19 protein-coding genes, 1 tRNA gene and 1 other annotated feature are annotated in these 23,631 nt (G+C 64.8%); of the genes, 11 read left to right on the forward strand and 9 right to left on the reverse strand.

Annotated elements, in window-relative coordinates:
• Positions 1–26: 26 nt before the first annotated feature.
• Positions 27–758, reverse strand: coding sequence for an aquaporin Z (gene aqpZ / locus ACFCQI_RS15755; RefSeq protein ID WP_395118270.1), 732 nt, complete (start codon positions 756–758; stop codon positions 27–29).
• 202 nt (positions 759–960) lie between these two features.
• Here aqpZ and ACFCQI_RS15760 point away from each other — a divergent pair, with 202 nt between their 5' ends.
• Positions 961–2,265, forward strand: a complete 1,305-nt coding sequence (locus ACFCQI_RS15760) for an MFS transporter (RefSeq protein ID WP_395118272.1) — start codon at positions 961–963, stop codon at positions 2,263–2,265.
• An 81-nt stretch (positions 2,266–2,346) separates the two neighbouring features.
• Here the strand turns inward: ACFCQI_RS15760 and ACFCQI_RS15765 are convergent, their stop codons facing one another.
• Positions 2,347–3,033, reverse strand: coding sequence for a DUF2461 domain-containing protein (locus ACFCQI_RS15765; RefSeq protein WP_395118274.1), 687 nt, complete (start codon positions 3,031–3,033; stop codon positions 2,347–2,349).
• A gap of 72 nt (positions 3,034–3,105) precedes the next feature.
• On the reverse strand, positions 3,106–4,548 hold the full coding sequence (sbcB, locus tag ACFCQI_RS15770; RefSeq protein ID WP_395118276.1) for an exodeoxyribonuclease I: 1,443 nt from the start codon (positions 4,546–4,548) through the stop codon (positions 3,106–3,108).
• Positions 4,549–4,617: 69 nt separating this feature from the next.
• Here sbcB and orn point away from each other — a divergent pair, with 69 nt between their 5' ends.
• The 4 genes from orn to ACFCQI_RS15790 all read left to right on the forward strand — a co-directional run bounded on the left by orn (position 4,618) and on the right by ACFCQI_RS15790 (position 8,560).
• On the forward strand, positions 4,618–5,181 hold the full coding sequence (gene orn / locus ACFCQI_RS15775) for an oligoribonuclease (protein WP_395118278.1): 564 nt from the start codon (positions 4,618–4,620) through the stop codon (positions 5,179–5,181).
• A 37-nt stretch (positions 5,182–5,218) separates the two neighbouring features.
• Positions 5,219–6,127 carry a dihydropteroate synthase gene (folP, locus tag ACFCQI_RS15780; RefSeq protein WP_395118280.1) on the forward strand — a complete coding sequence of 303 codons (909 nt, stop codon included), beginning with the start codon at positions 5,219–5,221 and terminating at the stop codon, positions 6,125–6,127.
• Between the two features lie 44 nt (positions 6,128–6,171).
• Positions 6,172–7,524: a phosphoglucosamine mutase gene (gene glmM, locus ACFCQI_RS15785; RefSeq protein WP_395118282.1), complete on the forward strand. Its 1,353-nt coding sequence runs from the start codon at positions 6,172–6,174 to the stop codon at positions 7,522–7,524.
• A 100-nt stretch (positions 7,525–7,624) separates the two neighbouring features.
• Positions 7,625–8,560 carry an isopenicillin N synthase family dioxygenase gene (locus ACFCQI_RS15790; RefSeq protein ID WP_395118284.1) on the forward strand — a complete coding sequence of 312 codons (936 nt, stop codon included), beginning with the start codon at positions 7,625–7,627 and terminating at the stop codon, positions 8,558–8,560.
• Between the two features lie 45 nt (positions 8,561–8,605).
• On the opposite strand, the gene ACFCQI_RS15795 is transcribed toward ACFCQI_RS15790, so the two are convergent.
• The 3 genes from ACFCQI_RS15795 to ACFCQI_RS15805 form a co-directional block, all read right to left on the reverse strand.
• The gene (locus ACFCQI_RS15795) at positions 8,606–9,019 is read right to left on the reverse strand and encodes a hypothetical protein (protein ID WP_395118285.1); all 414 of its coding nucleotides are present in this window, start codon (positions 9,017–9,019) and stop codon (positions 8,606–8,608) included.
• A 95-nt stretch (positions 9,020–9,114) separates the two neighbouring features.
• Positions 9,115–9,786, reverse strand: a complete 672-nt coding sequence (locus ACFCQI_RS15800; RefSeq protein ID WP_395118287.1) for a DUF6445 family protein — start codon at positions 9,784–9,786, stop codon at positions 9,115–9,117.
• 1 nt (position 9,787) lies between these two features.
• Positions 9,788–10,600, reverse strand: a complete 813-nt coding sequence (locus tag ACFCQI_RS15805; protein WP_395118289.1) for an SDR family NAD(P)-dependent oxidoreductase — start codon at positions 10,598–10,600, stop codon at positions 9,788–9,790.
• 98 nt (positions 10,601–10,698) lie between these two features.
• Here ACFCQI_RS15805 and tpiA point away from each other — a divergent pair, with 98 nt between their 5' ends.
• The 4 genes from tpiA to ACFCQI_RS15825 all read left to right on the forward strand — a co-directional run bounded on the left by tpiA (position 10,699) and on the right by ACFCQI_RS15825 (position 13,452).
• Positions 10,699–11,466, forward strand: coding sequence for a triose-phosphate isomerase (gene tpiA, locus ACFCQI_RS15810; protein ID WP_395118291.1), 768 nt, complete (start codon positions 10,699–10,701; stop codon positions 11,464–11,466).
• Positions 11,467–11,489: 23 nt separating this feature from the next.
• Entirely contained in the window at positions 11,490–11,954 is a 465-nt protein-coding gene (gene secG / locus ACFCQI_RS15815) for a preprotein translocase subunit SecG (protein ID WP_395118293.1), read from the forward strand.
• 12 nt (positions 11,955–11,966) lie between these two features.
• A tRNA-Leu gene (locus ACFCQI_RS15820) sits at positions 11,967–12,051 on the forward strand.
• Between the two features lie 183 nt (positions 12,052–12,234).
• Positions 12,235–13,452 carry a tyrosine-type recombinase/integrase gene (locus tag ACFCQI_RS15825; RefSeq protein ID WP_395118295.1) on the forward strand — a complete coding sequence of 406 codons (1,218 nt, stop codon included), beginning with the start codon at positions 12,235–12,237 and terminating at the stop codon, positions 13,450–13,452.
• A gap of 38 nt (positions 13,453–13,490) precedes the next feature.
• Here the strand turns inward: ACFCQI_RS15825 and ACFCQI_RS15830 are convergent, their stop codons facing one another.
• Together ACFCQI_RS15830 and ACFCQI_RS15835 are read right to left on the reverse strand one after the other, a co-directional pair.
• Positions 13,491–17,237, reverse strand: a complete 3,747-nt coding sequence (locus ACFCQI_RS15830; protein WP_395118297.1) for a hypothetical protein — start codon at positions 17,235–17,237, stop codon at positions 13,491–13,493.
• 199 nt (positions 17,238–17,436) lie between these two features.
• Positions 17,437–18,668 (reverse strand): IS3 family transposase gene (locus ACFCQI_RS15835; RefSeq protein WP_395118299.1). Its coding sequence is split into 2 segments (ribosomal slippage): positions 17,437–18,380 and positions 18,380–18,668, totalling 1,233 coding nucleotides; the frame shifts between segments, so codons are not numbered across the junction.
• Positions 18,274–18,390: a sequence feature (AL1L pseudoknot), on the reverse strand. It overlaps the preceding gene by 117 nt.
• A 534-nt stretch (positions 18,669–19,202) precedes the next feature.
• Between ACFCQI_RS15835 and ACFCQI_RS15840 the strand changes: the two genes are divergently transcribed.
• Together ACFCQI_RS15840 and ACFCQI_RS15845 are read left to right on the forward strand one after the other, a co-directional pair.
• Positions 19,203–19,463, forward strand: a complete 261-nt coding sequence (locus ACFCQI_RS15840; RefSeq protein ID WP_395118301.1) for a hypothetical protein — start codon at positions 19,203–19,205, stop codon at positions 19,461–19,463.
• 110 nt (positions 19,464–19,573) lie between these two features.
• Positions 19,574–20,227 (forward strand): response regulator, encoded by a 654-nt coding sequence (locus ACFCQI_RS15845; RefSeq protein WP_395118303.1) that lies wholly within the window; start codon positions 19,574–19,576, stop codon positions 20,225–20,227.
• A gap of 95 nt (positions 20,228–20,322) precedes the next feature.
• Here ACFCQI_RS15845 and ACFCQI_RS15850 read toward each other — a convergent pair whose 3' ends face one another.
• Positions 20,323–23,541 carry an Rne/Rng family ribonuclease gene (locus ACFCQI_RS15850; RefSeq protein WP_395121381.1) on the reverse strand — a complete coding sequence of 1,073 codons (3,219 nt, stop codon included), beginning with the start codon at positions 23,539–23,541 and terminating at the stop codon, positions 20,323–20,325.
• Positions 23,542–23,631: the final 90 nt, after the last annotated feature.

Here is a 23,631-nt window from a genome sequence, read left to right on the forward strand (position 1 = left end):
ACCGGGCCGGCCGCACGCCTTGTCGCTCAGGCGGAGTCGCCCCTGATCGCCGGTTGCTGCGGCCGGTCGCTCCACAGGTAGCGGTAGACCAGGCCGCCGATGATGCCGCCAAGGATCGGCATCACCCAGAAGAACCACAGCTGGTGCAAGGCCCAGTCGCCCTGGAACACCGCCACGCCGGTCGAGCGCGCCGGATTCACCGAGGTATTGGTGACCGGGATGCTGATCAGGTGGATCAGGGTCAGCGCCAGGCCAATCGCGATGCCGGCGAAACCCGCCGGCGCACTCCGATGCGTCGCGCCCATGATGATGAAGATGAAGAAGCCGGTCATCACGATCTCGCACAACGCCGCCGCCCCCATCGAATAGCCGCCCGGCGAGTGCGCGCCGTAGCCGTTGGAGGCGAAGCCGCTGGCGGCGGCGTCGAAGCCGGGCTTGCCCGAGGCAATCGTGTACAGCACCAGGCCGGCCACGAGGCCGCCGAGGACCTGCGCGACGATGTAGGGCAGCACATCCTTCGCCGGGAACCGGCCGCCGGCGGCCAGGCCACAGGTCACCGCCGGGTTGATGTGGCACCCGGAAATGTGGCCGATGGCGTAGCACATGGTCAGCAGGGTCAGGCCGAAAGCCAGTGCGACGCCGGCGAAACCGATGCCGAGTTCCGGAAATCCGGCTGCCAGCACGGCGCTGCCGCATCCACCCAGAACCAGCCAGAACGTGCCGAAGAATTCGGCGGCGCAACGTTTGCTCATGTTCATCGAAACTCTCCTTGCAGCATGTGAAAGAGACGAGTCACTCCATGAAGCAGGCAATTACCGCGACTGGGCCCGGGCCCCCTCGGCCAGTCCCGCCGAATACTAATCGGAAAGCGGCAGAAGCTCCGGGCGCCAGGCCGATCGGGCGGGCCGGTTTTTGGGGTATGTTGCCGCGGCGGCCATGGCGGCCTTCAGGAAACCGACGATGTTCGAGCAGGGTCTCGTGTTGCATGGCGACATCGGGGATGACCGGGTGCTCGGTCGCCGCGACATCCGCACACTGATCCTGGCGGCCCTGGGCGGCGCGCTGGAGTTCTACGACTTCGTGGTGTTCGTGTTTTTCGCGATCCCGCTGAGCCAGCTGTTCTTCCCGCACGACACCGCGCCGTGGCTGGCGCAGCTGCAGGTGTTCGGCATCTTCGCGGCGGGCTACCTCGCGCGGCCGCTGGGCGGCATCGTGATGGCCCACTATGGCGACAAGCTGGGTCGCAAGCGGATGTTCACGCTCAGCGTGTTCCTGATGGCGGTGCCCACGCTGGGTATCGGCCTGCTGCCGGTATATGCGCAGGTCGGCATGCTGGCGCCGCTGGCCTTGCTGTCGCTGCGGGTGGTGCAGGGCATCGCGGTGGGAGGCGAAGTACCCGGCGCGTGGGTTTTCGTGGCCGAGCACGTGCCGGCGCGACGGGTGGGATTTGCCTGCGCCAGCCTCACTTCGGGGCTGACCGTGGGCATCGTGATCGGCTCGCTGGCGGCGGCGGCGATCAACAGCCGGATGAGCCCGGCGACTGTGCTCGATTGGGGCTGGCGCGTGCCGTTCCTGGCCGGCGGCGTGTTCGGTTTCTTTGCGGTGTGGCTGCGGCGCTGGCTCAGCGAGACGCCGGTATTCGAGGCGATGCACGCCCGGCGAGAGCTGGCCAGCGGCCTGCCGCTGCGGCAAGTATTCGAGCAGCATTTTCCCAGTGTGCTGCTGTCGATGCTGGTGACCTGGATGCTCACCGCGGCGATCCTGGTGATCGTCCTGATGACGCCGTCGCTGGTGCAGTCGGTGTTCCATGTGGCGCCGGCGCGGGCGTTCCTCGGCAACACCGTGGCCTCCGTCGCGCTGGCGTTGGGCTGTCTGGGTTATGGCGCCCTGGCGGATCGAATCGGGTTTGCGCGCGCGCTGCTGTTCGGCGCGGCCGGCCTGGTGGTGTGCAGCTACGCGCTGTATCTGGATCTGCGCTCCGGGGCGGCGCATTTCCTCGTGCTGTACGCGCTCGCCGGGCTGGCCGTCGGCGTGGTCGGCGTGGTCCCGGCGCTGATGGTGGTGGCGTTCCCGCCCGCGGTGCGCTTCTCCGGATTGTCGTTCTCGTACAACATCGCCTACGCAGTGTTCGGCGGCATCACGCCGCCGCTGATCGGCCTGCTGGTGAAGCAATTCGGCGTGCTGGCGCCGGCGCATTACGTGGCGTTCGCCGCGGTGATCGGGATGGGCGTGGCGTACACGCAACTTCGTCGCCGGCATGCGTAGGAGCCCGCTTGCGGGCGATGCTTTTCCCTGCGCGCACGAAGACAAGAGCATCGCCCGCGAGCGGGCTCCTGCCGTGGGCGATCAGAACTCCAGCTCCTGCGCGGCGCACAGATAGTCGACCAGCGGCGCGACGCGCTTGAAGGTGGCGACCGTCCACGGCAGCAGTTCGTCAGAGCAGGCCAGCGCGTCGCTGAAGCCGGTGCTGGCGATGAAATCCTTGCGCTTGAGATCCTCGATCAGCTCATGCGCGGGGTCGTAGCCGCGCGGCGGGCGGATCAGCGATTCACCGGCGAGCTGCAGGTGCTCCCGGAAGGTCTTGCTTCGCGTGGCGCGCTTCCATGCTTCCGGATTGTCGACCAGGAATTCGCGGATGTGCTTCAGTGCGTCCGGTTCCGGATGCCACATGCCGCCACCGGCGAAACAGTCGCCGGGTTCGATGTGGAGGTAGAAACCGGGCGCCTGGATCTCGTGGCGTCGCTCATGGGTGAAACGCGAGCCCTGCCAGGATTTGTACGGCAGCTTGTTGTTGGAGTAGCGCGTGTCGCGGTAGATGCGGTACAGCGAACCGCCGTTCTTGCGCGGGTCGGCGCGGTAGTGCGGGCTGATCTCCGCCAGCGGCGCCTGCAGGTCGGCGATCAGGACGAGGAACGGCTCGCGCACGTGGCGCTCGTAGTCGTTCTTGTGCGCGTGGAACCAGTCGCGATGGTTGTTGCGTTCCAGAGCGCGCAGGAAGCGGAAGGTGGCGGGGGTGAAATAGCTCTTGGGCATGGTGGTTCGTCGAGGGTGGGGCGGGCATTGCGCCGGGCTTTGGGCGTGTCGCGGTGGCGGGCAGCGCCCGCCCTACGTTCCGTCGATGCTGTGGGCGAGTTGCTCGCCCCAGGCCTGCAACTGGTCGAGCAGGGGCAGCTTGTCCTGCGCGGCCGGATCGTGGCGCAGCTCGCCGAGGCGGGCGAAGTAGTCATCGAGCGTGAGTCCGGTCAGCGGCGTGTGGCGAGTCAGCCGTGCCTGGCGGAATGCACCCCAGCGCACGTGTTCCTCCGCGTCCAGCGTCTCGGGCCAGTTGCGCGCGCGGTAGCGGAACAGCAGCTCCGGATAGCGCGGGTCGCGGAATGGAAACGCGCGCGTGCCCAGTTCTGCCGGTGGCGTGGCACGTACCTGGGCCATCAGGCGCTTGTCGGCATCGGGCAGGAAGCCGTTGTAGAGCGCCAGCTCCGGATCGTCCGGCGGAGGAAACTCCGCGGCGCGCTGGAACACGCGACGCAGCTTTTCGGCCAGCCCGTCGACCGCGCGCAAGGTGTCGCGATGCGCGAGGCAGCGCTCCAGGTCGAGTTGCAGGCGCTGCTGGTCCACGCCTTGCAGCACCGACAGCGGCGCCAGCGCCGGTGCGTGGTTTGCCCGCACCGTGCGCAGCGGGATGCGTTCGATGCCTTCGGGGAGATCGGCACGCGGCGTGAAGATGCGGTCGGCGATCTCGTCTTCGTCCAGCGCCAGCCATTCGGCCGGATCGGTGGCCAGGTCGTACACGATCACTTCGCCGGCGCGGCCCGGATGCGCGGCCAGCGGCGCGATCACTGCAAGGCAGTGGCGACTGGCCGGGTAGCGCGAGGAGACGTGCACCAGCGGCGTCATGTTCACCACGTCGAGCAGGTCGAACACCTTCTGCTTGCGGCGCAACGCGTAGTACCAGTCCCACAGTCGCGGTTGGCGCACACGGATCAGCCGGGCCAGGTCGATCAGCGCACGGACGTCGGACAAGGCATCATGCGCCCGCTCCTGGCTTAGCCGGTTCGCGCTGGCCAGGTGCTCCAGCTTGAAACTCGGCGAGCCATCCTCGCGGGTCGGCCAGACAATGCCCTCGGGGCGCAGCGCCTGGCACATGCGCACCAGGTCGATCAGGTCCCAGCGCGAATTGCCGTTCTCCCATTCGCGGCCGTACGGGTCGTGGAAGTTGCGGTAGAGCATCTGCCGGGTGAATTCGTCGTCGAAACGCAGCGAGTTGTAGCCGACTCCGCAGGTGCCCGGTGCGGCCAGCTGTTCATGCACGCGGGCGGCGAAGTCGGCCTCGCCGACGCCCTCGCGCTCGGCCTGCTGCGGCGTGATGCCGGTGATCAGGCAGGCGTCCGGATGGGGCGGCATCTCCAGCGGGGGCTTGCCGTAGAACATCACGGGTTCGCCGACGATTTCCAGCTCCAACGTGGTGCGGATGCCGGCGAACTGCAGTGGGCGGTCGCGGCGTGGATCGGCGCCCGAGGTCTCGTAGTCGTGCCAGAAGAAGGTCTGCATCCGGCGATGATCGCATGCAGGCATCCGTCACGGGCAAGGCTGATAAACTGGGTCGCACAAGGAGATTCCATGAGCCAAGCCAACGAAGAAAACCTGATCTGGATCGATCTGGAGATGACCGGCCTCGACACCGACAACGATTCGATTCTCGAGATCGCCACGGTGGTTACCGACAAGAACCTCAACGTGCTGGCCGACGGCCCGGTGTTCGCGATACGCCATGAAATCGACCGGCTGGAATCCATGGACAGCTGGAACATCAACCAGCATCACAAATCCGGCCTGTGGCGCCAGGTGCTGAACTCGCAGACCGACCACGCGATGGCCGAGCAGGCCACCGTGGAGTTCCTGCGCGCCTGGGTGCCGCCAGGCAAGTCGCCGATGTGCGGCAACTCGATCTGCCAGGACCGGCGCTTCATGCACCGGCAGATGCCGCGGCTGGAGCGCTATTTCCACTATCGCAACCTCGACGTGTCCACGTTGAAGGAACTGGCGCGTCGCTGGGCGCCGGAAATCGCCAAGAGCGTGGGCAAGGAATCGGCGCACACGGCGTTGTCCGACATCCGCGATTCCATCGCCGAGCTGCGCCATTACCGGCGCTACATGGGCGAGCTGGGCGGCACGGGCGGATGAGCCCGCGGGCAGCAGGGCACGGCGCGGAGACATCAGCATGACGAACGAATGGTTTGCACCGGTACTGGACTGCGCCGGTCGCGCCTTGTCGCTGGATCGCCCGCGCGTGGTCGGCATCCTCAACCTCACGCCTGATTCGTTTTCCGACGGCGGCATCCACGCCAGCGTGGACGACGCGGTGGCGCACGGCGTGCGCATGGTCGAGGAGGGCGCGGACATGCTCGACGTGGGTGGCGAATCCACCCGTCCCGGCGCCGACGAGGTCTCCGTCGAGGAGGAGTTGCGCCGCGTGCTGCCGGTGATCGAGCAGCTGGCGGCGCGCACGACGGTGCCGGTCTCCATCGACACCTCGCGCCCGCAGGTGATGCGCGCGGCGGTGGCCGCGGGCGCGGGCATGATCAACGACGTGTACGCGCTGCGCCGCGACGGGGCGCTGGAGGCGGCAGCCGAGCTGGGCGTGCCGGTGTGCCTGATGCACATGCTGGGCGAGCCGCGCAGCATGCAGGACGACCCGCATTACGACGACGTCGTCGCCGAGGTGCATCGTTTCCTCACCGATCGCCTGTTTGCCTGCGAGCTGGCTGGCATCGACCGGCGCAAGGTGGTGGTCGATCCCGGTTTCGGCTTCGGCAAGACGCTGGAACACAATATTGCGTTGCTGTGCGCACTGGATCGTTTCACCAGCCTGGGCAGCGGGGTGTACGCCGGTCTCTCGCGCAAGCGCATGATCGGCACCCTGACCGGCCGCGCCACGCCGGCCGATCGCGCGGCCGGTTCGGTGGCCGCGGCGCTGATCGCAGTGCAGCGTGGTGCCCGCATCGTGCGTGTGCATGATGTGTTGCCCACGGTCGATGCGCTGGCGGTATGGAGTGCGGTGCAGGCAGCCGACACGGTTCCGCGCCGGGACGATCGTCCGGCGGCGCCGCGCTGGCCCGACGACGATTGAAACGCCCGACTCGACGCGATCCCTTTCTTTCTCGGAATACCACGATGACAGAACGCAAGTATTTCGGCACCGACGGCATTCGCGGCCTGGTCGGGCAGTGGCCGATCAGCGCCGATTTCATGCTGCAGCTTGGTCGCGCCGTCGGCGCCGTGCTCGGGCGCGAGGGCGGCGAGCGGCCCACGGTGCTGATCGGCAAGGACACGCGCGTATCAGGCTACATGTTCGAGGCCGCGCTGGAGGCCGGGCTGGTGGCGGCCGGTGCCGACGTCGGCCTGCTCGGTCCGATGCCTACGCCGGCCGTGGCGTTCCTGACGCGCTCCATGCGTGCCCAGGCCGGCATCGTGATCAGTGCCTCGCACAATCCGCACCACGACAACGGCATCAAGTTCTTCTCCGCGGCCGGCGAGAAGCTCTCCGATGCGGTGGAACTGGCGATCGAGGCTGAACTGGAGGCGGCGTTCACCACGGTCGCCTCCGAACGCCTGGGCAAGGCCGTGCGCGTCGCCGATGCGGTGGCCCGCTACGCGGAGTTCTGCAAGGCCACGGTGGCCGAGGATTTCAGCCTGCGCGGGATCAAGCTGGTGCTCGACTGCGCGCACGGCGCCACCTACCAGGTCGCGCCGAAAGTGTTTGCCGAACTGGGCGCCGAGGTGGTGGCGATCGGCGACAAGCCCGATGGCTTCAATATCAACGATGGAGTGGGTTCGACCCATCCGGAGGCGTTGCAGCAGGCCGTGCTGGCGCATGCGGCCGACCTGGGCGTGGCGTTCGATGGCGACGGCGATCGGGTGATCCTGGTCGATCGGCATGGCGAACTCGCCGATGGCGACGACATCCTGTTCATCCTCGCCCGGCACCTGCGCGCGCAGGGCCTGCTGGCCGGTCCGGTGGTCGGCACCCTGATGAGCAATTTCGGGTTGCAGCAGGCGCTGGATGACCTCGGCGTGCCATTCATCCGCGCCAACGTCGGCGACCGCTACGTCATGCAGCAACTGCAGCAGCACCAGGGTGTGCTGGGTGGTGAAACTTCCGGCCACATCCTTTGCCTGGACCGGGCCAGCACCGGCGACGGCATCATCGCAGCGCTGGCCGTGCTGGAAGCACTGACGCACGCCGGCCATGACCTGGCCAGCGCGCGCCAGGGGCTGCAGAAGTTTCCGCAGGTCATGCTCAACGTGCGCGCCGAGGGTGCGCGCGAGTCGCTGCGGAGCGACGCGGTGCGCGCTGCATTGGGCGAGGTCGAGCGCGTCCTGCAGGGGCGCGGCCGGGTGGTGCTGCGCGCTTCGGGCACCGAGCCGGTGGTACGGGTCACGGTCGAGGGCGCCGACGCGGACGAAGTGCGGCAACTGGCGGATCGCCTCGCCGGAACGGTAAAATCCGCCGCCGAACGCTCGTGAACCTGAGGTAGTACCGGGTCGCCATGGATTGGCCCGACGTGCCCCGCCCCCTGCGGTGGCGGATCAATCGACCGCACGACCCTCCAATGGACGTTCACCCATGAAGCACGTTCCCACCCTCGACATCCGCCGTTACGACAGCGACCGCGACGCCTTCGTCGCGGAAATCGGTGCGGCCTACCGCGAATTCGGTTTCTGCTGCATCAGCGGCCACGGCATCGCGCGCGAGCTGATCGACGGCTCCTACGACGTGTTCCGGCGTTTCTTCGCGCTGCCCACCGACACCAAGATGAAGTACCACGTGCCGGGCAGCGGCGGTGCGCGCGGCTACACGCCCTTCAAGGTCGAGACGGCCAAGGACAGCCAGTACGCCGACCTCAAGGAGTTCTGGCATATCGGCCGCGAGATCCCGCGCGATTCGAAGTTTGCCGAGCTGATGCCGCCGAACCTCTGGCCGGCCGAGGTGCCCGACTTCAAGCGCTACGGTTACGGCCTGTACGAGGCGCTCGACCAGCTCGGCACGCGCGTGCTGCGCGCGCTGGCGCTGCACATCAGGCAGCCGGAGAACTTTTTCGAGGACAAGACCGACGTCGGCAACTCGATCCTGCGGCCGATCCATTACCCGCCGATCACCGACGAGAATGTGCCGAACGTGCGCGCCGGTGCGCACGAGGACATCAACTTCATCACCCTGCTGGTCGGCGCCAGCGCCGAAGGGCTCGAAGTGCTCACCCGCGAGGGCGAGTGGCTGCCGATCACCACCGAGGGCGACGCGATCGTGGTGAACATCGGCGACATGCTGCAGCGCCTCTCCAACCACGTGTATCCGTCGACCACTCATCGCGTGGTCAACCCGCCGAACGAGAACGCGCGCAAGCCGCGCTACTCGGTGCCGTTCTTCCTGCATCCGAACCCGGACGTGATGCTCGATCCACTCGATTCGTGCATCACGCCGGACAACCCGCGTCGCTACGACACCTCGATCAGCTCGCACGAATACCTGCTGCAGCGGCTGCGCGAGATCAAGCTGATCTAGGGCTGGGATGCGGGGCGCCCCGTCGGGCGCCCCGCGATGCCGTTGCTACTGGTTTTCCAGCGCGTGGGTGTTCTGCAGGTTGCGGCGGATGTCCTGTTCCAGGTAGTCGATCCAGCCGTTGTAGTTGCGATGGATGCTGCGCTGAGCGCCCTTCTCGCGATAGTTCAGGTTGGTGCTGCGCAGGTAGGTGAGGTTCACCGCCGCGGCGTCGTAGGTGATGCGGATGGTGGCGGTATGTTCGCGAATGTGCAGCGTGCTGAGGATGTCGCCGTCGGCAAGATTGTCCAGGGTCCAGCCGCGACCTTCGAGAGCATTGATGATGCTGGTCTTGACCTGCGCCTGGCTGACCCCGGCCGGCACGGCGATCGGTGCGGCGGGCTTCAGCGGCGCCGAGGTACAGGCAACGAGCGCCAGCGTGGCCAGAAGCACGAGTACCGTCCTTTTCAACAGTCGATCCATGAGAATTCCCCCTGTGTGGTGCAAGCGCGCGGACATGCGCCGCAGGATCATAGCCGACGAACGCAGGCGGTCCGCGGCAAGCTGATTCCGGAGGATTACGCCATCCAGAAGAACACGGCGGTCATGCGCTTGGCCGCCATCTCCAGTCCCCAGTACGCGCTGGCGCTGTGGATCAGGTTGGCCTTGTAGACCAGCAGCCGGTTCCAGCGGTGCGCCACGCGCACGTCTTCGACGAACGCATCCGGGCGCACGAAACGATTGCCCAGGGCCTCGGCCAGGTTGCGATGCGGCGCCAGCACGATGTTGCCCCCGAGCTGGCCGCCGGGCATGCGTTGGCGGAAGAAACTGGTGCCGCAGTGGTCCGGCACGTCCGGGTTGAGGTAGAGCACGGCGGCGTAGCGACACAGGTGCGAGGAATCGGTGTGCGGCTTCACCGAGCCTTCGACCGAGCCGACGACCTGCACGCAATTGTGGTTGAGCCGGGTGCCGGCTTCGCTCTGCTCGACCCAGACCCTTGCCGCACCGGTCAGTGCGCAGACTCGCGCATCCAGTGCCGCCAGTTCCCCATCGAGCAAGGCGGGCATGGCCCGCATGCCGGGCCAGACTTCACCCGTGTGCGGGTAGCCGAGTTCCCAGTCGGCGCGGGCCAGGCAGCGTTCGCGCACGTCACCGGCATTCGGCAGGACGTCGTCCACCACCCAGTAATCGCGGCCTTGTTGTGGTTTGCGATAGGGGAGCGGGCGCATCTGCGTCGGCATCAGCGACATGTCAGTGGGTTTCCGTGTCGCGATAACGCGTGCCTTGCCGTGCCGACAGCCGCAGTGCCAATCGGTCCGGCATCAGCTGCAGCGCCGTCTTGATGAAACGGTTGATCCGGCCCGGGATGTAGACCGCCTCGCCACGCTCCACCGCGGCAATGCCCTGGCGCACGACCGCGTCGGCGGTCAGCCACATGTAGCCGGGCAGCTTGTCCATTTTTGCGCGCGTGCCGGTGACGTCGTGGAACTCCGACCAGGTGAAGCCCGGGCACAGCGCGCTGACATGGACGCCGCACGCGCTGTTTTCCAGTGCCAGCGCCTGCGAGAACTTGATCAGGTAAGCCTTGCTCGCCGCATACAAGGTGTGGCCGGCCGGCGCCGGAACATGCCCGGCCAGCGAGGCCACGTTGATGATGCGACCGTAGCCGCGCTGGCGCATGCCGGGGAGCAATCGCCAGGCCAGCTCGGTGGGCGCGGTGAGCAGCACGCGCAGGAAATCGGCATGCACCGGCCAGTCATTGGCGTCGAACCTGCCGGGCACGCCGTAGCCGGCGTTGTTGACCAGCCAGTCCACCCGCAGGGAGCGTTGCTCGATGGCATGGCAGAGGTCCACCACCGCCGTCGGCTCGGCCAGGTCGCAAGACAGCACCGTGACCGTGGTCGAGTGCGTCGCGTGCAGTTCCGTCGCCAGCTCCTGCAGGCGCTCGGTACGGCGCGCGGTGACCACCAGGTCATGGCCCCGTGCGGCAAGCTGGCGGGCGAACGCCGCACCGATGCCGGAAGAGGCGCCAGTAACCAGGCTGAGCGGGCGAGCAGGTGTCATCGGTGTTCCCTGTGAGTGCCGCCGCGCGTGACCGGCGGGTTTGCCGATGTCGCGGGCGCTGGCTAAGCTTGCCGTTTTGACGGCTACGGAAGCACACCATGCGCAAGAAACTGGTCGCTGGCAACTGGAAGATGCACGGCAGTCGCACGATGGCCGCCGCGCTCGTCGGCGAGCTTGCTGCCGCCAAGCCGGCGTCGATCGACGTGAACGTGTTCCCGCCTTTTCCCTACCTGGCCGAACTGGCCGCGCAGCACCGTGACAGCGGCATCGGCTTTGGCGCGCAGGATCTGAGCGAGCACGAAGGGCAGGGCGCGTTCACCGGCGAAGTGTCCGGCGCGATGCTGGCGGATGTCGGCGCGCGCTGGGTGCTGGTGGGCCATTCGGAGCGCCGGCAGTACCACCATGAGGACAACGAGCTGGTGGCGCGCAAGTTCGCCGCTGCACGCGCGGCGGGCCTCACGCCGATCCTGTGCGTGGGCGAAACCCTGCAGCAGCGCGAAGCCGATGCCACCGAAAGCGTGATCGCCGCCCAGCTGCAGGCCGTGCTGCGCAGCTCGGGCATCGCCAGTTTCGACACCGCGGTGATCGCCTACGAGCCGGTCTGGGCGATCGGCACCGGCCGTACCGCCACGCCGGAACAGGCGCAGCAGGTGCATGCGTTCATTCGTAGCCAACTGGAAACCGAAGATGCTACACTTTCCCGTCTGACCCGACTGCTTTACGGCGGTAGCGTCAAGGCGGCGAATGCCGCCGAGTTGTTCGCGCAGGCGGACGTGGACGGTGGCCTGATCGGCGGTGCCTCATTGACTGCTGCGGACTTCCTGGCCATCTGCACCGCCGCACACCAGGCGCCCCAGGGCAGCTAGTACACAGGCTCGAATACAAACCTATGTTCGTCATTTTCAGCGTGTTTTACATCCTGATCGCTGCGGCCATGATCGTGCTGATCCTGCTGCAGAACGGTGCAGGCGCGGATGCCGGTTCCGGTTTCGGCGGCGGCGCGTCGGCTACGGTGTTCGGCGCGCGGGGTTCGTCGACCTTCCTGACCCGCGCCACCGGCGTGCTGGCCGGGCTGTTCTTCCTGCTCAGCCTCGGCATGGGCATTTACCTGCATGCCAACGGCGCGCCACAGCCCGCCGGCGGCGGCCTAGGCGTGATGGCCGGTTCGACGGAACAGCCTGCACCCGCAGCGGCGACACCGCCGGCCGCAACCAACGGTTCGGAAGTACCCGCGGCCACGCCGGCCGCCGGCAAGGCCGTTCCGGCAGCGACGCCCGCCGCCACGAACGCAGCGCCGGCCCAGAGCCAGGGCGACGTGCCGCCGGCAAAGCCGTCGGAGCCAACAAAGCACTGAAGCAACACACCTGCCCAGGTGGCGGAACTGGTAGACGCACTACCTTGAGGTGGTAGCGCCGAAAGGCGTGGGGGTTCGAGTCCCCCCTTGGGCACCAATACAACGTTTCAGGATGTACCTCAACGTCCTAGAAACACAATGAAACCCGCAACTTAGCGGGTTTTTTTGTGCCTGATTGTTCGGTAGTGTCCTGTGAAGGATCATTGCATCCGGGCTCAGACGTGAGTAAGTTTGCGAGTAACTGAGCTGGCATCCGCCTACTCACACAGGGGTTACTCACGTGCTGACGGAAATCAAACTGCGATCGTTGCGTACTGGCGACGCGCTCTACCGGGTCGCTGACAGTGCGGGGCTCGCGATTGAGGTGCCAGCCTCCGGGGCGCTGCGCTGGCGCTACCGGTACAGGTTTGGCGGTAAGGCCAAGATGTTGAGTTTGGGGACGTATCCCGTCGTGTCACTGGCTCAGGCCAGGCTGAAACGCGATGCGGCCAGAGCCCAATTGGCGCAGGGGGTCGACCCTAGTGCTGAGCGCCAAGCTAGCAAGCAGGCAACGGTGGAGGCTAGCGCACCCGTCCAGACCTTCCGCATGGTAGGTGAGCAGTGGATGGCTCGGCAGGAGGTGGCCGAGATCACCGCGGCGAAGTCCCGCTGGATACTGGATTCGTTCCTGTACCCGGATCTAGGCAACCGACCGCTCGGCGAGATCACCGCGCGCGAGCTGCTGGACACCCTGCGCAAGGTCGAGTCCACCGGCATGCTGGAAACTGCGAAGCGAGCCAAGGTCAAGGCGGGGCAGGTGTTCCGCTATGGGATCCTTGAAGGGATCACAGACAACGATCCGACCAGCAGTTTGCGTGGTGCGCTGAAGTCGCCCAAGGTGAAGCACCATGCCGCCATCGTCGATCCGGCCAAGGTGGGCGAACTGTTGCGCGCGATCGACGGGTTTACCGGCCATTATGTGACGCTGTGCGCCTTGAAGCTGGCCCCGCTGCTGTTCGTGCGCCCCGGCGAGCTGCGCCAAGCTGAATGGGCCGAGTTCGACCTGGACGAAGCGATGTGGCGCATCCCTGGCGAACGCATGAAGATGAAAGCCGCCCACTTGGTGCCGCTGGCCGCCCAAGCAGTGGCGATCCTACGCGAGCTGCATACCTCCACCGCCGATGGTCGGTACGTGTTCCCGGGCCTGCGCACAGCATCGCGTCCCATGAGCGAGAACACGATCAATGCGGCGCTACGTCGGCTCGGCTACACCGGCGAGGAAATGACCGGACACGGTTTTCGGAGCATGGCGGCGACGCGGCTCAACGAGATGGGCTGGAAGTCAGACGCAATCGAGCGTCAGCTGGCCCACGCTGAATCCAACAAGGTTCGCGAGGCTTACACGCACGCGGCACAGTACCTGGATGAGCGCAAACGAATGATGCAGGCGTGGGCGGACTATCTGGACGGATTGCGTGTTGGTGGACAAGTCGTGGGAATCAACCGCAAGGCTGGGTGAATCTTGCGGTTGCAGCAGAAGCGACTGCAGCGATGCCCTCATTTCAATCCCGCGGGGCGCGATTTCCACTTAGGAGGCGTCTGCTCCGGTTTTTCAGCCGGGGGCAGGATCGGAGCTTTAGCCTTCCGCTGTTGGAAGAGTTGTATAGGCTCAATTTCCAGAAACGCGATCGACGCTTGTGGTTGTCCATGCAAATGGAAGACTTGGCGGTTATACGCCTCCTTGTATGGGGCGTAGGCATTGCTTCCCCCATAGAGACCGTTGTTCGCAACGATCACCATCTGGAACATGTGGTAATGCAGGGCCAAAGACATCTGATCGAACGTGCCCACATCTCGATTCAGTGCTGGGATAGCAAATACGTCAGACCGATCTCGAAGGTCCGTAGCGAGTGCAAGGTCCGTGGCGTCGTAGCAGATCGATGCCGTTAGCCATAAGGGGCGATTGGCGACATCACGGGTCCATTCGTACCCGATTAGCCACTGACAAGGGCGAAAACCCTGGATCTCTATCGCCGTCGAATTGAGCGACTCTTCCATCGGCGCCAAATGTTGCTTGCCCTGTCGTCGAATCCGTACCTGCAGCCCATGGGCTGGATCCCAGACTGGAATAACCCACAAGGCAGAGTTGACCAGCGGCTGGTTTTCAAACAACTGCTGATAGGTTAGCCCCGCCAAGATGATCGTCTTGTGCGCTCTGGCAAACGGGACGAGATGGGTTTTAACGTCATCGGGATGCACCGAGAGTTCGGGAAGAATGAGCCAGTCGAGACGTCCGTCTCTTCCCTTATGGGTTTCCCGTAGATCCAGCATTCGCTCTACTGCGGCAAGTGCTGACGACAAGTGGCGCCTGTGACGTTTCCGAACTGCCGGATTGGAACAAGTGAGGTCGTCCGAATGAAAATCATCATCGGATGGAATGATGGTTTGTATGACACAGGCGCGAAGTGGCCTATTGGTATCTGGTTTGACTGGCCAAGGTGCTGTGATGGGGAGCATTAAAAGCCCAGTATTGGGTCCGCGAAGTTCCTGCAAGTCTTTCAGGCGTCGTTGGATGTGCGCCACAACTGCGTCGGGCCCGATGTGTACGAAGGAAAAATGATCCTGTTCCCGACTGCCTGGCCAGCGGAGTAGGGCTGACAACAAATGCTCTGTCCACTCGGACAGGGGCATCCAGTCGTCACCAAATGCGCTGTGTCCATTGAACAGTCCATGGACTCTCTGATACCAGTGACCAACTCCTGGTCGGTATACCGATTCGTGTTCCTTCCAGTGCGCCTCCTGAACTACGCGAGTGAAATCCTCTCGCGCAGTTAAAATGAACCTGAGCAGAAAGCCGAGCTGAAACCGCCACCGTTGGTCGATTGGACACCATGTTGGAGGGCAATAAATGGAACCATCTGCCGCAACGCGGCTCGATACGATCTTGACTCTGGCGACAAGGCCGTCATCCGACAGGACAACGCGAACGTCGCCCGGCGTGATCGCCTCGATTTCCGGAATTTGACGCAAAGTTGCCAAGAACCCGGCTGCAAAGCTTAGGAGCGTGAGCTCATTTCGTAGCAAGCCGTTTTGGCTTTGGCCCAACACAAGATCCGCAAGCGATGGGATTTCGTCTAAGTTCTGTCGGCGCTGAAGACACAAATCGTCGCGTAGGCGTGGTGAAACTGTTTCGGCAAGGCTCGGATTTTCTTCAATCAATTCCAGCGCAAACCCTGGATCCCGTTCTGCAATCTGCGCAAGGCCACGTGTTCCAAGTTCTTGAAGGGCCAAAGCAGTTGCTATGGATGGTTGAGCGAAGGAACGGCGAGCGAGTACCGCAATTGTCGCAAATTCGGATCCTTTCGCGCTGTTGCTATCTTTCCGCAAATATCGCACAAGCTCTCGATAGTGCTTGGTTTCTTGGCTTTTCCCAGCTCGCTGGATGGGTGCCATTTCTGGATTGTGCACCGCCAAAATAAGTAGCGCCTGCTGCGTCAGATACCAGGGCAAGCTCGCGCCCGTGAGCGCCACAAGGCGAGCAGCCTCTTTGCAAAGCGTTTGGCGGTACTCATGCAGATCAATGGCAGCTGGAAGCGATTCGGTATCTTGGACGAACCCAGTTTCAGTAGCTCCCGCGCGGAATAGTTCGGCGAGGCAATACCAGGCAACGCGACGTGGTGCTTTACGCATTCCGTCTTTAGCCGTGAAAGGTCTTAAGAGGTCCAACACTCCCTCGAGGACATCCGCCGCTGGCCAGAGATCAAGTCCTATCCGGAGAAGGCGCACGTTTGCGGGGTCTTGGATCCAGCCTTCGATCAATCCAAGCGCAAACGCCCGAGCCTCGTCATCGAGCTCTTCCTGTGATCGCACATCGGACGCGCGTTCCAGTTCAACTGCATCCTCGTCTGGTGTTTCAATGCCGGCGATCTCGTCCCGCATCGTCAACATTGGGCGCAGTGACCGATATGTAGCTCTGTAGCGCCCCGCCGCAAAGCGCGCGACAGTCGCATCGCGGACGTCTGGGACTGGCGCGAACGCCCAACCAGCGTTGCCATCGCGTGCCTCTGAGTACCTTTGTTGGGAGCGGATCAGCCCTTGTACTGCGTCGAGAATCTCCACGCCCCCAACGGTATCGAATCCGCCGGAAATCGCTCCCTGGATTCGTGCCATCTTTCGGCTCTGGCGAACTAGCGGCCGTTCGGTACTGCGGAGCGCGACGGCGAGTGTCTTGTCCTCAGAAACCCTGAGTCCTCCCGCCGTCACATCCAGCTGCTTCTGAAGCCAGCTGCACATAAATCCTTTGACATCGTCCAAGCTGTGATTGCTATCTACAGTGAGGACGATACGAAGGTCATCCACGTACCGTGAAGCGTCTTCAACGTAGATCCCGGGAGCTATTTCGCTCGACAGAGAGGCGCGTAACGCCTGATCGAAGTCGAGTAGCACCAAATTGGCGAAGAATCCCGCAGACACCAGTCCCTGCGGCAACGCAATCGACGAAAAGCCTTCGATAGCAGCTTGCTGGGAATAGCTGTCGACTTCGAAATGGTCCCGCTTATCCCAACTCCATGCCAATACGCGGGATGCGAGTTCGAAGAATCTTGGATCGCGATCAGGTCCAACAACCGCAGCTAACTTGGTAGTGAGAAGCTCAGGTCGGACTCGATCGTAGAATTGCTTCAGGTCGGAGTGAACGATAACCACGCGCTTCCCTTCACCAGGATGGATCGCGTCGGCAATTAATTCGGGTCTAGCAATGAAGCTACGGTAGTCCTGATAGTAGGCTCGATAGAGCTTTGACGAGCCCCACCTATGCCGCAAACCTCCTGGGACCGAATCACAGAACAACCGGTTACCGTAGGAGATCACGCGGGACTTTGCGTCCTCGAGCTCTGGTGGACGTCGCGGATCTCCTTGCGCGGTTTCAACGCGGTCAGCGAGGCACATCATGATCGCCGTTGCTACCACTTGGCTCCTCAAGTCAGCGTGAGCGAGTGGTCGAAGCTTCGATTCTGTCTCGCTTACCTTTACGGGTCTCCAGTTGCCGTCTACCACGTGCCAGTCTTGGCTCTTCGGGGCAGGTACCATGCGCAATGGCAAATTTCCCCACTGGGCATACTGCTGAACTGATTCTCTAAGTTGTCGCAGAAAATTCGGAAGGTTGACCGCGGCGCGGTCCAACTCCAACGTGTCCGAGTACCAATTGTGGTAGCGGATGTACGAGGCGGTCTTCTTCCATGCCTGAATCAGCACGTATTCTTGCGAAAGGAGATCGAGGTTCGGCGATAGAACATCCATGGTCATGCAATTTCCCCTTTGACTTCCGTGCTTTTGGCCGCTCGCATGCTGCTGTTCAAAAGTATTGCAGGCGAGATCTGACCTAGCTCAATTAGATATCCAGTCCGGCCCCACGATCGCGTAACCAGTTCTTACGCTCTCTGTAGTCTGGCAAGATCTTGTCGACTGAATCGCCCCGGGTTTCGCGGAGGCTGTTTGGTTTAAGTCAGGCCTCCACGGTGGCTGCCTGACTGGCGAGTTGCCGGTAGTAGTTTGCCTCGGCCTCGGCCGGCGGGATATAGCCGATCGATCCGAGCAGGCGGTGATGGTTGAACCAGGCCACCCATTCCAGCGTGGCCAGTTCCACGGCTTCCCTGTTTTTCCATGGCGCTCGGCGGTGGATCAGTTCGGCCTTGTAGAGGCCGTTGATGGTCTCGGCGAGCGCGTTGTCGTAGCTGTCGCCCTTGCTGCCCACCGACGGCTCGATGCCTGCCTCGGCCAAGCGCTCGCTGTAACGGATGGACACGTATTGCGATCCACGATCGCTGTGGTGGATCAAGGCACTGTCCCGCTCCGGTTGGCGTGCGTAGAGGGCCTGCTCCAGGGCGTCGAGCACGAAGTCGGTCTTCATCGAGGTACTGACACGCCAACCGACGATGCGGCGCGCGAACACGTCGACGACAAAGGCCACGTAGAGCCAGCCTTGCCAGGTCGAAACGTAGGTGAAGTCCGAGACCCAGAGCTGGTTCGGCCGCTCGGCACGGAACTGCCGATTGACGCGATCCAGCGGACACGGCGCCTTGCCATCGCTGACGGTGGTACGCACCACCTTGCCACGCACGACACCATGCAAGCCCAGTCGACGCATCAGGCGTTCGACCGTGCAACGGGCCACCGTCATGCCTTCGCGGCCCAACTGCTTCCAGACCTTGTCGGCCCCGTAGACCTGCATGTTGCCTTGCCAGACGCGCTCGATCTCCGGCAGCAGCAACGCGTCGCGTTTGGCCCGGGCACAGCGACGGTGCGGTTCACGCACCTGCGCGGCATGCCGCCGATAGCCCGACGGGGCGATCTGCAACACCTTGCAGATCGGCTCGACCCCGAACGTGGCGCGATGCGCGTCGACGAAGGCCCTCAGGACTTGAGTTTGCGGTCGAGCTCCGCCTGGGCAAAAAAAACGCTCGCCAGCTTCAGGATCTCGTTGGCCCGGCGCAGCTCCTTGTTCTCGCGCTCCAGCTCCTTCACGCGCTTCGCTTCGGCGGTGGTCACGCCCTCACGCACGCCAGTGTCGATCTCATGGCGTTGAACCCAGTTCAGCAAGGTCTGCGGCACACAACCGATCTTCGGGGCGATCGACTCGACCGCCGTCCACAGCGAGGGGTACTCGCCGCGGTGCTCCTGCACCATGCGCACCGCGCGCTCGCGGACCTCAGGGGAAAACTTCGTAGACTTGTTCATGGCTCCATTCTCTCAAGAGTTGGAGCCTCCACCGAACCCGGGGCGATTCAGTAGCAGTCTTTAATGACCTTCTTTGGTATACAACTAAGCCTACGCAGTCTCAGGCGGGATGTGCAATCGACGTTGGCCTTGATGCCATGGCAATAGCCGCGGCATATGCCACGGCATCTGCAGGACATCCGGATCAGTATATCTCTGCAAGAAGTGAGTAACTATGTGAGTATGTTTTTTATTGCTGACGTATAAGTGCGGCAAATACTTGCTTTGTTATGCCCCTCTCGGCACCAACCCTGACCTTGGCCATCTGCGGCCAGGATCGCGAAAAGCCGCCGCAAGGCGGCTTTTTCGTTCGATGGCTGCGTGGGCCATGGCGCTTGCATCTCGATCGTTCCAGGCATGTGCACGGCGAGTTTCCGCACAGCTTCCGTAGGATTGCACCGACATATCGGCAGCGGACTGGCGTGCCATCCTGCCTGCGTTTGCGGGGATGAGGGTTGGGGGCTGATGTCCGGCGTCATGCAAGGGGATGGCTGCATGCTGACGATTTCGCTGCGCTGCTCGGGATACGGCTGGAGCGTGTGTCGGCACGACGCCGCACTGTTCAGCCAGTTGCCGCTGCGGCAGGCGATCGAACTGGCGCGAACCGTTGCGCGTGACGAACACCGGCGTTCGCGCCAGCCGGTCCGCGTCGAGATGGCGGGTGCGCGCGGGCATGTCGTGCTGGCCCGTTTCGCGAAGGCGGTCGACGGTCGGGGGATGCATCCGGCCCTCGACACCCGCTGCACAGGGGCCTGATTGGCGGGCGCGCGCGGTCGGTGCAGTTCAGTGCAAGAATCTGTGCCGGCCGCTTGCAATGGGGTGGCAGCCGGCCTACTTTCAAACAACCCAACCAAGGAGGGCGTCACGTGATCAGTGTGGTCCTGGTGGACGATCATGAGCTGGTGCGCACCGGCTTTCGGATGATCCTGAAACAGCAGCCGGACATCGAGGTCAGCGGCGAGGCGGGCAGTGCGGAAGAAGGCTTGCGCCTGATTCGCAACCTGTCGCCGGACATCGCCCTGGTGGACGTGCACATGCCCGGGATGAGCGGGATCGAGCTTACCGAAAGGGTGAACCGATCCAAGCTGTCGACCCACATCGTCATCGTGACCGTGGTCGATGACGCGCGTTTCCCCAAGCGCCTGCTCGATGCCGGCGCGCTGGGTTACCTGACCAAGGGGTGCAACGCGGACGAGCTGGTGGCGGCCGTGCGACAGGTGGCTGGCGGGCGTCGCTACCTGGCCCCGGCGGTGGCCCAGCAGCTTGCGTTGGCCACGCTCGACGGCAGCGCCTCGCCGTTCGATGCGCTCTCCAGCCGGGAGCTGGAAGTGGCCATGATGCTGGTGCGCGGCAAGCCGCTCACGATCATCGGCGAGCAGCTCAACCTGAGCCCGAAAACCGTCTCGACCTACAAGCAGCGCCTGATGGAGAAGTTGCAGGTGGACCATGTGCTCAGCCTCGCGCATCTGATGACCGTGCACGGACTGATCGACACGCCCAGCCATCACGTCGGCAATTGAACGCGGTTCGGTACGCTGATCGCCGGTACCGGATTCCAGGCACGAAAAAAAAACCGGACTCGCGTCCGGTTTTTTCGTTTCGACACTCGGGTGGATCAGCCGTGCGATTCACCACTCGAACGACCGTCCTCCGGCCGCGGCTCCGCTCGCGGCTTGTCGGCTTCGCTTGCCTGGACGTGAGGCGTCGCGTTGCCGGATGAGGCGAGCAGGTCGCCCTGCTTGGGCAACGATGCGGCGACCGGTGCCTGCGGGTGGGTCGTCGGGCCCGTGGATGGCTCAAGCGGTGTCGTGGCAGGCGTGACGACAGGCGACGCCGGCGCGGTGGTCGGCCGAACGGTGTCGGCCGCTGGGGTGGCCGGCGTCGGAGTCGCCAATGGCGCGGCCACCGGTGCCGCAGCGATTGCCACGCGAACCGGCGATTCGGTCGGCCGCGGGCCGGCGGGCAGGCTGGATGCCCCCGTCTGGGCCACCGCCGGTTCCGGGCGGAGGGACGTCGCATCAACAGCGACGCGATCAGCATGGCGCGGCAGCGGCGACTCGACCCGAACCTGGGTATCGGCACTGCGCGGTGGCGTCGCGGCAGCGGACAGGGTGGCCTGGGCCGGCGCCGGTTCGGCATCGGTCGATGGCGCAGCGGAATCGGGGATCGGCGGCAGCGTCGGCAGGATGAAGCTGGCGGCGGGCAAGGCAACAGCCGGCTTGTCCATGGACTTGTCGGAAGGCACGGTGCCGGTCGCCGAGAGGATCTTGTCGGTTGCCGGTTCCCGCGCGCTCGTCGGTGCAGACGACGAAGGTGCGGTCACGGCGGAGATGCCGGCAGGGGCCGGAGCGGGGTGCGACTCCGTCTCCTTCGATGCTGCGGCCAGCGCATCCGGTGTCGCGGCGGGACGTGGCGTGCGGCGCGCCGCGGCGGTCACGGTGTCGGCGGTAGCCGGCGCCTTGCCGGGCTCGTCGCGGTCCTCGTCGTCCAGGGCTTCGGCTTGCGTCGAATCCAGCGAACCGTCGACGGCGGTCGTGTCGTCATGACGGCGACGGCGACGGCCGCCACGGCGGCCGCGGCGGCGACGCGACGTGCCGGCATCACCCTCGGCTGCCGAGTCGGTCGGATTCTCGTTCTCGCCCGGCGCCGTCGGAACCACTTCGGCGGCACCGGCGGCGAGCAGGGCTGCGGCCTTGGCAGCCTCATCCGTTGCCTCGATGGGCGCGCGCTCGGCACGCTCGGGGCGCGGCGCCCGCTCCGGACGCGGCTGTTGCGGTGCGCGTTCGGGGCGTGACGCGGCGGCGGACTCGACGGCCGGCGCGGGCCTGGCCGGCCGCTCGGCACGCGCGTTCTGGCTCTGCGGCTGAGCGGGCGAACGCGACGCCGCTTCGTTGGTGCGTTGGCGATTGTTGCGCGCTTGCTGCTGGGCGCCGGACTTCTGGCTTTGCGGCGATGGCGAGTCGCGGCGCGGCTGGCGGGCGGATGATGCCTGCGTGCCATTCGTGCCGCGCGTGGCGTTGCGCGGACCGTTGTCCTCGCGGCGATTGCGTGCGCTGCTGGTCGGTGCCGGGGCGGGCGTGGGCGCGGCGGCTTCGGCATTGCGGAACCAGCCGAACAGGCGCGAGAGCAGGCCGCCGGTCGGAGCGGCGATGGCAGCACGCGGGGCAGGCATCGGGCGTCGCGGCGCCGGCTGCGTTGCCGCCACCGGGGCCGGCACTTCCTCGCGCACCGGGGCAGGGCTGCCCGGCACGATGCCGCTCACGGCGGGCTGCTCGCCGCTGCCCAGGGTCTGGCCCATCTTCGGCAAGTCCGTGGCGGTCACAGCGGTGAGCATTTCGTAGCTGGGCTTGCTGTGCTCGCCCATGTCCGCTTCGCGGATGCGCTGGATCTCGATGTGCGGGGTCTGGAGCTTTTCGTCGGCGACGATCATCACGTGCACCTTGTGGCGCAGTTCGATCTCCACCACGCTGGCGCGCTTTTCGTTGAGCAGGAAATTGACCACGCTCGAAGGAGCCTGCACCAGCACCTGGCCGGTGTTGTCCTTCATTGCGTGTTCCTCGATCAGGCGCAGGGTCGACAGCGACAGCGATTCCACGCCGCGGATATGGCCGTGGCCTTCGCAACGCGGGCAGGTGATCTGGGTAGCTTCGCCGAGGCTGGGGCGCAGCCGCTGGCGCGACATCTCGAGCAGGCCGAAACGCGAGATCCGGCCGACCTGCACGCGGGCGCGATCGAGCTTCAGCGCTTCCTTCAGGCGATCCTCCACCTCGCGCTGGTGGCGCGGACTGTCCATGTCGATGAAGTCGATCACGATCAGGCCGCCGGCATCGCGGATGCGTGCCTGGCGCGCCACTTCCACCGCGGCCTCGCAGTTGGTGTTGAACGCGGTCTCCTCGATGTCGCTGCCCTTGGTCGCCTTCGACGAGTTGACGTCGATGGCGGTCAGCGCCTCGGTCTGGTCGATCACGATCGAGCCGCCCGACGGCAGCCGCACCTGGCGGTCGAACGCGCTTTCGATCTGCGTCTCGATCTGGTAGCGGGTGAACAGCGGGGTGTCGTCCTGGTACAGCTTGAGCTTGCGCAATGCGTTCGGCATTACCTGCTGCATGAACTCGCGCGCGTCGTTGAACAGCGGCTCGTCGTCGATCAGGATCTCGCCGATGTCGCTGCGCAGGTAGTCGCGCAGGGCACGGATGAACAGCTTGGATTCCTGGTAGATCAGGAATGGCGCCTTCTGCTTGCCGGCCGCCTCGGAGATCGACTTCCACAGGGTCAGCAGGTAGTCCAGGTCCCACTGCAGTTCTTCGGCGTCGCGGCCCAGGCCGGCGGTACGCACGATCAGGCCGACGTCATCCGGCACGGTGACGTGGTCCAGCGCCTCCTTCAGCGCCTGCCGGTCCTCGCCCTCGATCCGGCGCGACACGCCGCCGGCTTTCGGGTTGTTCGGCATCAGCACCATGTAGCGGCCGGCCAGGCTGATGAAGGTGGTCAGCGCAGCGCCCTTGTTGCCGCGCTCTTCCTTCTCCACCTGCACGACCACTTCCTGGCCTTCCTTGACCAGCTCGCGGATGCTCGACTTGTGGTGGTCGAGGCCCGGCGTGAAGTACTCGCGGGAGATTTCCTTCAGCGGCAGGAAGCCGTGGCGCTCGGCGCCGTACTCGACGAAGCAGGCCTCGAGCGAAGCCTCGACCCGGGTGATTCGGCCCTTGTAGATATTGGACTTTTTCTGCTCCCGCGAAGGGATTTCGATGTCCAGGTCGTACAGGTTTTGGCCATCGACAATGGCCACGCGCAACTCTTCACGCTGAGTCGCGTTGATCAACATGCGTTTCATGGTGGTTATCCTCGGCTTGGCCGCGCGTCGCGAGCCACGGTGGCGCCTGGAATGGCGGCCTGCCGGGAATCGCGCCGCAGCGGTTAAGCG

The organism is Rhodanobacter sp. FW102-FHT14D06, from assembly GCF_043950705.1.
Classification (GTDB): domain Bacteria; phylum Pseudomonadota; class Gammaproteobacteria; order Xanthomonadales; family Rhodanobacteraceae; genus Rhodanobacter.